This is a genomic window from Sphingobacterium sp. 40-24, from assembly GCF_001899705.1.
GTDB lineage: Bacteria > Bacteroidota > Bacteroidia > Sphingobacteriales > Sphingobacteriaceae > Sphingobacterium > Sphingobacterium multivorum.
The window spans coordinates 14,601-27,601 of sequence record NZ_MKWH01000035.1; the positions used below are offsets into that span (position 1 = coordinate 14,601).

A 13,001-nucleotide genomic window follows, 5' to 3' on the forward strand; every position below is an offset into this window, starting at 1 on the left:
ACATATAATATCTATTTGGGCCTTTTATCTCGAAAGACTTAAACAACAAAAGCCCAATCTCATAAACCTGGATTGGGCCACTTTTATTTTTCCACAAGCTACCTTTACTATTTCAATTCTGATAAAAATACTTTAACAACAAAATTTCTTATTTCATACCAATTATTATCTGTTAGAAAGTCCTCAACATTCCATCTAAACTGATCCAAATCCTCAATAGCAGACCGTATCTTCATTAATAAAACAACACCATTGCTGGAAATAACATTAGACTGGTGTAATTCTTTAATAAAAGTTTGATTTAAAAATGAATGATAGTCTCCTTCAAGCTCTTCTAAGCTTCTTCGAACTTTTTCTTCATATAAAACACCTGGTTCTTTGAGTGGAACAAGTATCATGTTTAATGTAGATACCAGTAACTCGTATTTTTCAATTATATTTAGACTATTTTCCATAAATTATCCGAGATTTATCATCTTTAGCAGGCCTATATCCCTCTCCTACAACTTTAGTTTTTCCTGAGGAACCACTATTTATTTTATAATATCTTTACCCATTCCCTATAAATTCTCACCTCCATTTGTGACTTTGCCCATTATAATTCAAATAATCAAAGAAGCTTTAGACAAAGGAGGTTACGCGGTCTGTTATGACCTGGCCTCCAAGATATGTCGCAAATTTGTTCATGAATAAATATGTTGAACAATATGAGAAAAAACTATCTTCCCCATTTCAACGATTTACTTATATTCTGTTACTTTCTCAACAAACACCTGTTAATTTAAAAAAATAAAAAGATCAATTTCTAATGGCTCATGTCGATCTTCAAATACGAGGAAAAATAAGAATTTGCATCAGACCTGATATACTTCCCAAACCACGCCGCCCAATACCAATTTGACAAGAGTGCCATCTTCAACCAGTGTATGTAGCATCTCATGTAATTCAGACTCCTCCAATTTAACTATTCCATATGCTTTATTGGTCAAAATAAATTCACGCATTTTCCATAGGCTGAACTTTATGGAATATGCATTGATAGGCATAAAATCAAATTCACATACTACACCATCTTTCTCTAAACGGCAGCCCGCACCATGAAACTGGTAATTGAATCCACCAATTTGTCCAGAGCGATTTCGACTGCTTTTTTGTTCAAATTCATCAATATTTGGAGAGAACTGATATTTGAAGTCGTTAATGAAAGCAACATAGTCATTCAAAACCTTCCGTATAATTAGATTATTCATGTTGTATTAAGATACAAAATAGATACGTAAATTAGTCGCTTAGTTATATATATTAATACGATGAGAATTTCTTGGATTCGTAAGTTATCATTTATGTTTATTGTATCAATAAGCATCTTATCGCAGTCTGTCGGTCAGTCCCTTGTTTTGGATGACTCAATCGCGGATATTCCTCCTCACATGATTGAAATATTTCCTGAGCCACCTTATGGTACAAACGGATTTAAAAATTGGATTGTTAAAAATTATAAGATACCAACTGCAGCCAAGAAAGCCAAAGTAAACGGCAAACTGATGATCAATTTTACGATTGAGAAAGATGGACGGCTCAGTAATTTTCAGATAACCAAAGATATCGGTTATCAAACAGCTGAAACACTAATTGAATTGATCAAAAAATCCAGTCCTTGGAAACCGGGATACCAAAATGGACGTGCTGTAAAATCCGGCTATACATACCCCCTATCATTCAGTGAAGGTGATTTAAAATTAAAATCTGAGGCAAAAAGACAAAGATGAAAATCCACATCGTTAGCGACCTGCATAGAGAATTTGGATACAATGATTTCGATCTGAATTTAGCAGATGTACTTATATTGGCTGGAGATACGGATCTAGGAGTAAAAGGGATCAGCTGGCTCAAATCACTTTCATTGGATATACCGATCATTTATGTGCTGGGTAATCATGAGTATTACAAAGGAGCCTATCCGAAAACACTATATAAAATCAAGGACGCTGCAAGCAATTCAAATATCCATGTGCTGGAAAATGAATCTTTGGAGATCGACCACGTTTGTTTCCATGGCTGCACACTCTGGACCGATTTTTCCTTAAAGGGCAATCCTGCCGCATATGGATCGTTATGCCAAAGCCGTATGAATGATTATAAGAAGATCAGATTAGGTGACAATTATGCCAAATTAAGAAGTATCGATACGTTTAGAATCCACCAAACTTCCAGACAATGGCTGACGGAAAGTCTTAGTGTCAGCGAAGCGAAACACAACATCGTAGTGACGCATCATGCTCCGAGCATTCGATCCTTGCCCATGAAGTATTTAGACGATCCGATCAGCGCCGCCTATGTTTCAGATATGGAAGACTTGATAATAAAGCATCAGCCCTCCTACTGGATCCATGGCCATATACATACTCCTGTAAACTATAAAATCGGTAACACCGAAATTATATGCAATCCACACGGCTATATCAATGAACTGTATAATGGGTTTAATAATAACATTGTCATAGAGATATGAACAAAAAACAAACAATGAGAATGGAACAAAATCGAAGTCCTATGGCAGGGAAAAGCTATTCAATTTCCATATCGGATATATACATCCATAACAAAAAACGACGTTGAAACGATGAAGGATTTTTTACATGACACCGTGGCGCTTCCACTCCACCGGTTTGCGATTTAAAAATAAAAAACACTAGCCATAGACGGATAGTCCAGCCTAATTTTGTAAATTCAACGTATAAGCCATAGTATGAAACAGTTCATAAAACTATTCCACATTTCTGCTCTTATTATCCTAGTTACTGGTTGCAAGGATCCATCTCGCACAAAGACAATGGATTTTGGTCTATTTACGCTTGAAGTTCCCTATAAATGGCAGCAGGTCAAAAAAAACGGAATTGACAGTTATGTCGGAGCAATTGCTGTAGACAACAACGATACGCTTTACTTCGATCTAGGTATGTATTCCAATAGTTTGACAGAGCATAATATAGAAGTCATTACCAGACAGATGATGGAGGAAAGTGCAACGGACTCTTCGGACTATATTATTGTAAAAGATATGCCGATATTGGATCTGGATCTCGATGCCGATTTGTACAGAAAACAAAATGTGTCCTGGGATACTATCGATAATAGAAGAGCGAAAATCGTATTTCCGAGAATATCAGGAAAAGGAACCACTGGAGTGTATATCGGCAACCTATGGGGAGACTCTTCAAAAGTCCGATTTAACCTTCATGGTTCAAACCTGAAAGCGCAAACAGAACAGGATCTTCTTAAATCGATAAAGACATTGAGATTCCACAAACTTAATATAGATAATGAAGAGAATTAACGCTACACTATTTGTACATCTCAGTTTTATGGCTTTGACATTTTATGTTGTATTAACAGACAGAGATTGGCTGAGGTATTTTACGGGGAGTTTAAATTTTAACCTGATTATCTTTGGATTTCAAGTTGCAGCACTTATTTATGCAGGATACCTACAGGCGCAGAGAAATAGAAAGATATTCTCCATATTCTGGCCAGCATTGATTGGACTACCAATGTTAATATTGACTAATTTATTTAAATTAGAGCTAAATATTTAGAAATCTCTATTATGCAAAATGAAATCAACGGAAGTATATCGAATAATCAATAAAATTATCTTTCCCGAATTAAAAGGTGCAGGGTTTAAAAAGACTAAAAGTGGCATGCTGGGATTTTACAAACAATTAAAAGATCACTATTTAGTTATTTGGTTCCAATGTGCCCAAGGTGGTTTTGATGCTTATGCTGGTTCTAAATTTGTCGTTGAAGTACAGATTAGCAAGAACAATGACATCGGTTCTCCTTCTATTTTCAGGGAAAGAATCCCATTTTTTTTAACAGTGGACGATCTAGCCAGAGTAACCGAGCTCGAAAATAAAGTTAAAGACAGACTGCGTTTGCCACCTAGTAACCATTATATTTTTGGCATGGATGAAAATATACAGCTTTGGTACAAGAAAAAATTTGAGAAAGTTGATAACATCTACAAAAATTCTAGTGATATCTGGTTTGTATATTTTGACGAAACAGATATCAACAATTGGATTGAATTCTTACAACCTGTCATAAGAAAGGTCATATTTGATTTTGAAAAATCAGATTACTAAAGTTTTTAATATCCTATCTAAAAGAATAGTTTTCCAACATGTTTAATGCTAACAGTTCATTTCAGCAGAAAGAAGCCATCTATATTAATGGAAGGGGCAAGACCAGCGATATCCAGTCCCATTCTTTTGTGGGCGAGAAATGTATTGTGGCATTTAAATAATCGAATAGAAAGGATTACCTATCAGAGAGAAACACAAAGGCCGGACTTGCTTCCCCGACTTTTGACACAGTTTACTTTACACTTCCCGAAACTTAGAGATTTTCGACCTCTTCGACTGAAAGTCCTGTGCCTTTAGCAATATCAGCTATAGGTAATCCCATTTCCTTAAATGCTTTGGCAGTCTCAAGAGCTTTTTTGCGTCCCCCTTCTGCCAGACCTTCTGCTAGGCCTTTAGCGTTACCTAAAGCTTCTCCTGATTTCTTGGCCGAATTAAATACGCTCTCCGCATCACGCTTATGTTTTAAACTTGCTTCGTATGACATGAGTTCCTCCTCCGTTAATTTACCTATCTCTCCTATCTCAAAGATAAGACCAAATTGATAGCAAATCTAACCTCTCTATATAATCTCAACTTTAATCTCATTTAAAAGGAGTTACACTGATTTCAATCATCAGATTTTCAAAATAAAAATAGAATCCAAATGAATCCCTTATTTTCTTTGGTGCGCTTTGAAATTTCAAATCGCTGTCGTTTATTAATTTCTGATATACCTCGTGAACAGCTTTCTCATCTTTTTGATAAAATCCAATATGGAAATTCGCTGGATACTTAGGTCTACTTTCTTCGTTGTTCAATTGCTGCCCCCAAAGGACCAAAGCAAAATTATTGCTACTTCCAAGCACGGCCATTTTGCCGTTTCTGTTTATTATTAAATTAAAACCCAAATTTTGGGTAAATAAGTCTACGGCTTTATCTAACTCTTTTACGACTAGATTAATGTGATTTAGATGCATTTTATTTTCTGTTATTTAATACAAAATTATGCATCAGGAATCAGGTTCAATTGGATAAATCGGTCATTTTCATTTTTGTTTAAAATAGTTGGCGTTACTCCGGCGTATTTTTTTACTTCACGGATAAAGTGAGATTGGTCGCCATAGTTCAGTTCTGGATAGAAGTTCCCTTCTTTCAGCTGTTTCAATGAATTTGAAAAACGTACAATGTTAACATATGATTTTAGTGTAAGCCCAAACCAATGCTGGAAATAACGGTTAATCTGCCTGCTACTCCAAAATATTTTACCTGCCAGTTCATTTACCGTAATTTCTCCTCTAGATTTACTGATAAACTCAAACAACTTCTGTTTCATTCCATCCATTTGTTTTTTATATTTAGAAGAAATAGTATAACAGGCCTTTTGATAAAAACACTCGAAGTCAATGAGGTCATCTTTTGAAAATCCCCAATAATCATCTGGCAACGTTTTTTTCGTATTTTTTAAATCCGAAAAAGAGTGATTAAAAATATATTCCGCAGCAATTGGATAAAAGCTAATGGCGAACATCCGAGATTTCGGAAATGGTGGCTTTATAACAGCTTCTGTACAGACTCCACAAATAAAAATCTCAAAGGCTCCTTTTTCATCTGTCAGAAGAAATAAGTCTATTTTGCCGTCTGGAACGATAATTCCTTCTTTATTCTCATCAGAATGATTTATTACCATCCAGATACTCTCTACGATGTGTTCAAGTGGTTGCCACGGCTTAAGTGAAATATATTCTAATTGATTATTTTGAAGATTCATCGTTAAGCAGCTCTAAAATTGATATTTACAAATGTATCATTTTAAATAATTCTCTGTTCACTCTTCTTAACATAATCTCATCGCAAAAAGCAGTGGATTGGCCGTCGGCGGTTTGCATCTGCGTAGCTATCTTCACTTGTATTTTAAATGCTCCGACAGAAAAGCCAGTATTTCCGTTACCAATTTTTGATGTATTGATTTTCTGTCCATGGCATTATGGTCTCGATAATAAACAGGTTCTTCATTAATCAATTTAAGCTTCCCTTCATTCAAGAAAATGTAATGCCCCACTTTACCTTGAAGTACGCTGTATTTTGAATTTTCGATTACTTCATGGTATCGTATTGCGTTAGTTTTAAGAGGAGCAATCGAATCGTCAACCGCGCCAATGATCAAAACTGGAGATGTATTGGTTTGCTTCACTTTGGGAAGGCCGAGCCCAAGGGCTGGAGACAAGGCTACACTGGCTTTAACGCGACTATCTCTTAAATTTAGCGGCACCTGTTCGCAAGATATTTTTTGCATTAATTCCTGGAGGTCACCTAATTCAGGAACAACAAATTGTTTTCGATTTTCGGCTAACGATGCGTTTTTCTTGAGCGTATCGCAATCTAATTTGACCCCGGCAAGCGCCAAAGTAGTATATCCCCCCAATGAAAATCCTATACCGGCAATCCTACTGCTGTCTATGTAGCTATTAAACCGTGTGTCGTCAAGTAATGATGAAATCAGGAAATGAATATCTAGCGGTCTATCCCAATAACGTACAAAGTTTTCAGGGATTTTATTATCCAGCGTGTTGCCCCAATGATCTGGAGCAACAACAAAATATCCATTTTTCGCCAATTCAATCGCCAGCCAGGATAAGCTAAATCTGTTGCCTCCAGTGCCATGAGACAACACGATCAATGGATGTTTATTTTGTATAAATTCCGCATTTTTTGCTGTAGGTGGTAAAACAAATGGCCGTTCTGTATCCTTAACATTGCTGTCCTCGGTCGGATACCAGAGCTGCGCACTTAAAGGACGCCCTCGTATATAATCAGAATAGGCAATTTTCTGTTCGCCAACGTTGTTGACCGGTGTATAATAAATCATTAAAAACAGACTTAACAAAATAAGACTAAATGGGATATTCATATTTGATACCAATAAACTTAGGTTATTATCAATGAGAATAGAGACCAAGCCTCCTATCAACAGACAAATTTACGATCAGTACCGTTATTAGATCAATGGTTATCTTTAACCATAAAATCAGTTTTCTCTGCATTATCCTATTTTAGATAGCAGCTCAGACATAGACTAAGCTGCTAGTTGATACTGGCTAAAAAATTGATCCAACCCTTCTTGAGTAAGCTTCAAATCAAAGCGCCTAAGATTAACAGAAAAAATGTTTTTTTTAAAAGCATGGAAGAGTCACATTGATTTTCTGATCACGAAAAGTACTCGCATACATTTCGTGATAACCTAAATTAATTATCCTTAATATTTTTCATTTCAAAAATTTGATATTGATCATTTTACATTCTTCTCCTTCTTGGTGATTTGTCATCCGATTGATCAGAAAAATGATTTTCTTTCTCCTTTGGGGCACGTAATCCGCCAAACTGCCAGCTGACCGTCAACGTAGCGGCCCTATTATAAAATCTGTTGATCACTACTTATAGCGGCTATTAGGTAAAAAAGCTTTATCTAACATAATTTTACCTATTAAAATTGATAATATTTATTATATTTATTATATTTATTTAATAGACCATTAAATTTTTGATGACCAATTTATCCTTAATTCCTGCAATGACGTATTGTCAAAACACTATTCTCTTTTATTGCTCTATGTTGTGATATTGAACAGTATTTCCTATCCTTAATGAAAGAACCACTATAATGGCAGATTATGAAATGGGATATAAAGGAAAGAAATGTACGCAGCCAATTCAATCATAATAGTAGAATACTTGCACTATTTATAAAGAAAAATATTTCAACTATGAAAAAATCAGTAATAATTGCTTTAATGCCAATATTGTTTCACGGTATCATTTACAGCCAAGAGACAAATAATCAATCCGTAGGTTTAGTTAACAGGGGCGACCTATAGTTTCTATTTTTCCGTGTAGTAATTCCAGATAGCTTTTGTTATGTCGGCAATAATTTTTTCAGTGACCTCTCGTTCTTCGGTGATATCTTTTAAGTAAACAGAAAGAACGACGTGATTTCCATTGGGAAGTTTAAAAATGCCTACATCGTTCATCGCTGCTCTTAAACCATGCTCATTTCTATCTGAAATTCCAGTTCTGTGTGCTAATTCTGTTCCTTTGGGAAGCCCTGCTTTCATCCAGGTAAGGCCTCTCGAGCATTCAACCATGAGTTGATAGAGGTATTTTGTGGTGTTCTTTTTAAGAACCTGCCCTGCATAAAATTTCTCCAATAATTCGGTGGACGCTAATGGTGTTGTTGTGTTAACATAAAGATTCTCCCAAGTTCGCATTTCTTGTTCATTGACTTTTATGGTAAAATCCTTTATTCCTTGTTTATGGATAAACTTTTGGACGGTCTCTGGACCTCCAATCAGGTCTAGAAGAATATCACAGCCATTGTTATCGCTGTGCGAAACAGTATATTGTAATAGTTGGTCCAAAGTTAAATCCATATTTCCGTTCGGAAATTCTTCCCGAATTGGGCTCCAGGTATCTGCATGCAGATCTTCTTTTTTAATGAAAAATTTCTGTGATAAAGAAAGTTTACCCTGATCAACCAAGTTCAAGGTCGCCAAAGCAATATGAAATTTAAACACGCTCATTAATGGTGCATTTAAATGTCCATTAATGCTTAATGTGTCTTTGGTTCCAATTCCCTTCATTGAAATACAGACTGTTGCATTCTTTGTTGCAATGATTTGATGAAGTTCTTTGCGGAGGCTATTACTTTGCTGTGCAAAAGACTGAATTGAAAACAAGAAAATACAGAAAAATAATGAAAGTTTTTTCATGAAGAAATTTAGTTTAAAAGGTTACTTTCTTTCACAATCTTTCTCACTTCCTGCACAAAATAGTAAGCGATATCAAAGTTTTCATTGCCTGTATTTTCCATTACAACTACGCTGGTTTTAGTTTTCGGATAATATAAATTAACGGCCGTAAAACCTTCACTCGGATGGAAACCTGTATGCCCAATTTCGTAAATATCCGCTTTATCATTTATGCGCAAGCCATAACCATATCCAATTGGCTTTTCGCTAAAAACCTGATGTTGGTTGGTAATTACATAATGGGTCATCATGTTATAAGTCGCAGGTTTTAGCACTTTTCCGCTATGTAGACATTCGTTCCATTTTGCCAGATCGGGTGCAGTAACTATCAGATGACTTCCGAAATAATTTGTACTATCGAAATCTGACTTTACATTTAATCGAAAAGTTCCGTCTTTTTTTATGGTGTGTCCTTTTACCAAAAGCTGGCTATTTTTTTTATTGGGATAATAACTATTAGCCATTTTACATTTTTTGAATAAGGCTGTAATTAAAGTTTCAAAACTTTTACCACTTTGTTTTTCCAAAACCAATCCTGCAACATAATACCCAACGTTTGAATAGCTAAAAGCCGTGCCTGGCTTAAATTTCAAGGGTTTGTCCATGCTTTCGCTGTACAACCCCGATGTATTGTTCAGCAAGTGATGAACCGTAACGGTATCTGCCCAGGAATATTTAAAATCAGGCAAATACTTTCGGATTGGGGCTTGCAAATCAATTGTTCCTTTTTCGACTTCCTGTAAAATCAGGGCAGCTGTAAATTGTTTGGCTATGGACATTGTCGAAAATTTATCATCGATTTTCAACGGCGTCTGTTTGTTAAAGTCAGCAAATCCATGCGCTTTTGCATATTTCGTTTTTCCGTTTTGTTGAATGTGAACAACACCATTAAATGCTCTCGGATCTGTAGCGTTTAGTAAACTATCTATCCTTGTCGGGTAATCATCTTTTTGCTGTGCCGAAGAAGTACAACTTGTCAAAAGAAATCCCAACGCAAGAAATGTTAATTTGAAAATTTGTGTCATTGTATTGATGTTCTGAACTAGTCCTCTTAATTTTTACGGTTATTGGGCTTAGGAATTTAGGTTTGATGCAGATTTTGTATCCGTAAAACCAACTCAAGCGCTACCACCAAATAAAGAAACAAATAAAAAATGGAATACCTGAGCAAAATTAAATTAACATAAAACTTAATGTCAATTTCTTATCTTTTGGAAATACTCCGACGGGGACACTCCTTTTACAACTCGCGCTCTACGTATTCAATCTGGTAACCGATGCGTGCATGTTGCAGGTAGTGGTAAAATCCGTACCAGTATACTTTTTCAGTATATAGGACATGTAGCGTTCATTGGTGCCGATCAGTGCTGCCAGGTCGGATAGGTTGTGCCCTTTCTTCGACTAAGCACTTCTGTTATTAGATTTATCCATTGCATAATAAAAGGAAAAAACAACAGTAGTCGCTGTAATTAATCCTATTGTGATATATCTCGCAATTCCAGGATTTGGATCTAAGAAATAAAGTACGAATTATCAAACCATTCCGCCGTCAATAAAGCGCGCTCACCCTTTCATGAAGCTATGCACAATAAACAGCAAAAAAACCAATCTCACAAACCCGATTGGGCCACTTTGATTTTCCCACAATCTACCTCGACTATTTCAATTCCGATAAAAATACATTAACAACAAAATTTCTTATTTCATGCCAATTATTATCAGTTAGAAAGTCCTCAACATTCCATTTAAAATGATCCAAATGCTCAATTGCGGACCGTATATTCATCAATAAAACAACACCATCTTTGGAAACAACATTAGACTGGTGTAAATCTTCAATAAAAGTTTGATTCAAAAATGAATAATAGTCTCCTTCAAGCTCTTCTAAATTTTTTCGAACTTTTTCTTCATATAAAACACCCGGTTCTTTGAGTGGAACAAGTATCATGTTTAATGTAGAAACCAGTAACTCGTATTTTTCAATTATACTTAGACTATTTTCCATAAGTTATTCCAGATTTATCATCTTTAGCAGGACTATATCCCTTTCCTACAGCTGTAATTTTTCCTGAAGAACCACTAAGATACCAACGGCAGCCAAGAAAGCAAAACTAAACGGCAAACATTTATGCGACCAGCCGTTTGAAACTTACCAATGACCATTTAATTCCCGAATAGATGAACCGTAAAGACAAGTAAATTGAACCGTAGAAGAAAGCAAAATGGTAATTAAATCAAGACCTTTGTATAATAAAATTAAATTCGTCAAATGTCAGAAATCACCAAAATTCAATTGGGTCAAAACGGCCCCACTGTTTCAAAGCTTGGTCTGGGATGTATGCGGATGTCATCAATATGGGGTGGCCCAACTCCCGACGAAACCGAATGTATTGCAACAATCCATCAAGCTTTGGACAGCGGGATAAACTTCCTGAATACGGGAGATTTTTATGGTGCAGGCCACAACGAAATGCTTATTGGCAAAGCAATTAAGGGTAGACGGGATGATGCCTTCATCAGTGTCAAATTCGGTGCTATTTTTCACAACGGCCAATGGATTGGCTTGGATCTCCGTCCTGTAGCGATCAAGAATTTTATCAACTATTCGTTGACCCGTCTGGGCATTGAAACTATCGACTTATATCAACCCTGTAGAATGGATAGCAGTGTGCCAATAGAAGACATCATTGGAACGATTGCAGACCTCGTAGCTGAAGGAAAAGTACACCATATAGGCGTATCGGAAATAACCGCCCATCAGCTCCGTAAAGCCAATAGCGTTTATCCCATCAGTGCACTGGAAATCGGTTATTCTTTGGCTGACCGTCAGATCGAAAATGAGCTGTTGCCTGCAGCTAAAGAATTAGGGATTGGTGTCGTGGCATTTGCCAATACGGCCGAAGGACTCTTAACAGGTGACCTGCAACCTCCAATTCCTGCGGATGACCATCGAAATCACTTTTCCCGTTTTCAGGGTAATAACTTAATCCATAATCTTGAAAAAGTAGAAGTATTAAAAGAAATTGCTTTACGTAAGAATGTCAGCCCTACACAACTTGCGATTGCGTGGGTAAAAGAACAAGGCGACAATATCATGCCATTGGTGAGTATGAGCCGCAGATCAAGACTACCCGAAAATATCACTGCGATGGAAATTGTATTTACGCCAGAGGAGATGAATATTTTAAACACTACATTTGCAATAGGTGCTATCAAAGGCGGTACTTACTTACAAAGATAAATGGAAAGTCCAGCAGAAATACTTCCCGGCGTGATATTCTATTCTTACCTTTCTTCTCTAAAGAAAGAGAAAGCATGCGTCTGGAACCATCATACCCTGGTATTACAGGTTTCGGGCCAAATGGTTCTCGAAACCGCTGAGCAGCATGTAAATATATCTGCCGGGGAAGTATTGCTAATTCACAAGAATCAGCTTGGAACCTTGACTAAAACTCCCGGGCCAAATGGCCACTATGAAACTATCGTAATATCACTGCAAGAAGATCTGATGCGCCAGATAGCACTAGAGGAAAAGATGGAAGCTCAGGGTAAATACACCGGACTTCCGAATATATGCCTTCCCAATAATGCGTTTATCAAAGGTTATTTCCAGTCGGTCATTCCCTACGCGCGAAGCGCTGGTCATGAAATGACTGACGAGATGGGCCTTTTAAAGGTGAAAGAGGGAATCAAGTTAATACTAATAGCTATCCCGGCACTGCGTAACTTTTTGTTTGACTTCTCAGCATCTTATAAGATGGATCTAGAAAAATTTATGCTGAGCAATTTTCATTTCAATGTCCCTATTGAAAAGTTTGCACAACTCACAGGGAGGAGCCTTTCAGGATATAAAAGAGATTTTCAGAAAACCTTCGGTATGCCGCCACGTAAGTGGTTACAGGATAAAAGGCTGAATGAAGCATGGCATTTAATTAAAAGAAAAAACAAAAAACCATCAGCTATCTATCTCGATCTTGGTTTCGAGAACCTGTCCCATTTTTCTTCCGCCTTTAAGAAGAAATTTGGCGAAGCGCCGACTTTAGGTGAATAGGATTCCCACCCTTTTAATTGAATT

Annotated in this window: 16 protein-coding genes; 7 read left to right on the forward strand and 9 right to left on the reverse strand. The window is 36.5% G+C overall.

Going from position 1 to position 13,001, the window contains the following annotated elements; genetic code table 11:
- Positions 1-107 precede the first annotated feature (107 nt).
- Together BGP15_RS13650 and BGP15_RS13655 are read right to left on the reverse strand one after the other, a co-directional pair.
- Entirely contained in the window at positions 108-455 is a 348-nt protein-coding gene (locus BGP15_RS13650; RefSeq protein WP_286769836.1) for a hypothetical protein, read from the reverse strand.
- A 399-nt stretch (positions 456-854) separates the two neighbouring features.
- Complete coding sequence (locus BGP15_RS13655; RefSeq protein WP_286753992.1) at positions 855-1,250, reverse strand: DUF6896 domain-containing protein; 396 nt, start codon at positions 1,248-1,250, stop codon at positions 855-857.
- Positions 1,251-1,343: 93 nt separating this feature from the next.
- Here BGP15_RS13655 and BGP15_RS13660 point away from each other — a divergent pair, with 93 nt between their 5' ends.
- The 5 genes from BGP15_RS13660 to BGP15_RS13680 all read left to right on the forward strand — a co-directional run bounded on the left by BGP15_RS13660 (position 1,344) and on the right by BGP15_RS13680 (position 4,145).
- Positions 1,344-1,769, forward strand: a complete 426-nt coding sequence (locus BGP15_RS13660) for an energy transducer TonB (RefSeq protein WP_286769837.1) — start codon at positions 1,344-1,346, stop codon at positions 1,767-1,769.
- Complete coding sequence (locus BGP15_RS13665; protein ID WP_286769838.1) at positions 1,766-2,512, forward strand: metallophosphoesterase; 747 nt, start codon at positions 1,766-1,768, stop codon at positions 2,510-2,512. The genes BGP15_RS13660 and BGP15_RS13665 overlap by 4 nt, the downstream gene beginning before the upstream one ends.
- 237 nt (positions 2,513-2,749) lie before the next feature.
- Positions 2,750-3,337, forward strand: coding sequence for a hypothetical protein (locus BGP15_RS13670; protein WP_286769839.1), 588 nt, complete (start codon positions 2,750-2,752; stop codon positions 3,335-3,337).
- Complete coding sequence (locus BGP15_RS13675; protein ID WP_286769840.1) at positions 3,324-3,596, forward strand: hypothetical protein; 273 nt, start codon at positions 3,324-3,326, stop codon at positions 3,594-3,596. The genes BGP15_RS13670 and BGP15_RS13675 overlap by 14 nt, the downstream gene beginning before the upstream one ends.
- Positions 3,597-3,614: 18 nt before the next feature.
- A complete protein-coding gene (locus tag BGP15_RS13680) occupies positions 3,615-4,145 on the forward strand; it encodes a hypothetical protein (protein ID WP_286769841.1) in 531 nt (176 codons plus the stop codon).
- A gap of 253 nt (positions 4,146-4,398) precedes the next feature.
- Here BGP15_RS13680 and BGP15_RS13685 read toward each other — a convergent pair whose 3' ends face one another.
- The 7 genes from BGP15_RS13685 to BGP15_RS13715 all read right to left on the reverse strand — a co-directional run bounded on the left by BGP15_RS13685 (position 4,399) and on the right by BGP15_RS13715 (position 10,931).
- Complete coding sequence (locus BGP15_RS13685; RefSeq protein ID WP_286769842.1) at positions 4,399-4,629, reverse strand: hypothetical protein; 231 nt, start codon at positions 4,627-4,629, stop codon at positions 4,399-4,401.
- Between the two features lie 97 nt (positions 4,630-4,726).
- Positions 4,727-5,101, reverse strand: coding sequence for a VOC family protein (locus BGP15_RS13690; RefSeq protein ID WP_286769843.1), 375 nt, complete (start codon positions 5,099-5,101; stop codon positions 4,727-4,729).
- A gap of 26 nt (positions 5,102-5,127) precedes the next feature.
- Positions 5,128-5,892 carry a helix-turn-helix domain-containing protein gene (locus BGP15_RS13695; RefSeq protein ID WP_286753978.1) on the reverse strand — a complete coding sequence of 255 codons (765 nt, stop codon included), beginning with the start codon at positions 5,890-5,892 and terminating at the stop codon, positions 5,128-5,130.
- Positions 5,893-6,024: 132 nt separating this feature from the next.
- Positions 6,025-6,990 carry an alpha/beta hydrolase family protein gene (locus BGP15_RS13700; protein WP_286769844.1) on the reverse strand — a complete coding sequence of 322 codons (966 nt, stop codon included), beginning with the start codon at positions 6,988-6,990 and terminating at the stop codon, positions 6,025-6,027.
- Between the two features lie 1,009 nt (positions 6,991-7,999).
- Positions 8,000-8,887 carry a class A beta-lactamase, subclass A2 gene (gene bla / locus BGP15_RS13705; protein WP_286769845.1) on the reverse strand — a complete coding sequence of 296 codons (888 nt, stop codon included), beginning with the start codon at positions 8,885-8,887 and terminating at the stop codon, positions 8,000-8,002.
- Positions 8,888-8,895: 8 nt separating this feature from the next.
- A complete protein-coding gene (locus BGP15_RS13710) occupies positions 8,896-9,951 on the reverse strand; it encodes a serine hydrolase domain-containing protein (RefSeq protein WP_286769846.1) in 1,056 nt (351 codons plus the stop codon).
- Between the two features lie 632 nt (positions 9,952-10,583).
- Positions 10,584-10,931: a hypothetical protein gene (locus BGP15_RS13715; protein WP_286753974.1), complete on the reverse strand. Its 348-nt coding sequence runs from the start codon at positions 10,929-10,931 to the stop codon at positions 10,584-10,586.
- Positions 10,932-11,195: 264 nt separating this feature from the next.
- On the opposite strand from BGP15_RS13715, the gene BGP15_RS13720 reads away from it, so the two are divergent.
- Entirely contained in the window at positions 11,196-12,167 is a 972-nt protein-coding gene (locus BGP15_RS13720; protein ID WP_286753973.1) for an aldo/keto reductase, read from the forward strand.
- On the forward strand, positions 12,168-12,977 hold the full coding sequence (locus tag BGP15_RS13725; RefSeq protein WP_286753972.1) for a helix-turn-helix domain-containing protein: 810 nt from the start codon (positions 12,168-12,170) through the stop codon (positions 12,975-12,977).
- Positions 12,978-13,001 lie beyond the last annotated feature (24 nt).

Bases quoted from the DNA above. Each gene is read 5' to 3' on its own strand.
- BGP15_RS13675 (WP_286769840.1), top strand. From the start codon at position 3,324: ATGAAGAGAATTAACGCTACACTATTTGTACATCTCAGTTTTATGGCT.
- BGP15_RS13690 (WP_286769843.1), bottom strand. From the start codon at position 5,101: ATGCATCTAAATCACATTAATCTAGTCGTAAAAGAGTTAGATAAAGCC.
- BGP15_RS13670 (WP_286769839.1), top strand. From the start codon at position 2,750: ATGAAACAGTTCATAAAACTATTCCACATTTCTGCTCTTATTATCCTA.
- BGP15_RS13720 (WP_286753973.1), top strand. From the start codon at position 11,196: ATGTCAGAAATCACCAAAATTCAATTGGGTCAAAACGGCCCCACTGTT.
- BGP15_RS13715 (WP_286753974.1), bottom strand. From the start codon at position 10,931: ATGGAAAATAGTCTAAGTATAATTGAAAAATACGAGTTACTGGTTTCT.
- BGP15_RS13725 (WP_286753972.1), top strand. From the start codon at position 12,168: ATGGAAAGTCCAGCAGAAATACTTCCCGGCGTGATATTCTATTCTTAC.
- BGP15_RS13680 (WP_286769841.1), top strand. From the start codon at position 3,615: ATGAAATCAACGGAAGTATATCGAATAATCAATAAAATTATCTTTCCC.
- BGP15_RS13660 (WP_286769837.1), top strand. From the start codon at position 1,344: ATGTTTATTGTATCAATAAGCATCTTATCGCAGTCTGTCGGTCAGTCC.
- BGP15_RS13685 (WP_286769842.1), bottom strand. From the start codon at position 4,629: ATGTCATACGAAGCAAGTTTAAAACATAAGCGTGATGCGGAGAGCGTA.
- BGP15_RS13665 (WP_286769838.1), top strand. From the start codon at position 1,766: ATGAAAATCCACATCGTTAGCGACCTGCATAGAGAATTTGGATACAAT.
- bla (WP_286769845.1), bottom strand. From the start codon at position 8,887: ATGAAAAAACTTTCATTATTTTTCTGTATTTTCTTGTTTTCAATTCAG.
- BGP15_RS13655 (WP_286753992.1), bottom strand. From the start codon at position 1,250: ATGAATAATCTAATTATACGGAAGGTTTTGAATGACTATGTTGCTTTC.
- BGP15_RS13650 (WP_286769836.1), bottom strand. From the start codon at position 455: ATGGAAAATAGTCTAAATATAATTGAAAAATACGAGTTACTGGTATCT.
- BGP15_RS13710 (WP_286769846.1), bottom strand. From the start codon at position 9,951: ATGACACAAATTTTCAAATTAACATTTCTTGCGTTGGGATTTCTTTTG.
- BGP15_RS13700 (WP_286769844.1), bottom strand. From the start codon at position 6,990: ATGATTTATTATACACCGGTCAACAACGTTGGCGAACAGAAAATTGCC.
- BGP15_RS13695 (WP_286753978.1), bottom strand. From the start codon at position 5,892: ATGAATCTTCAAAATAATCAATTAGAATATATTTCACTTAAGCCGTGG.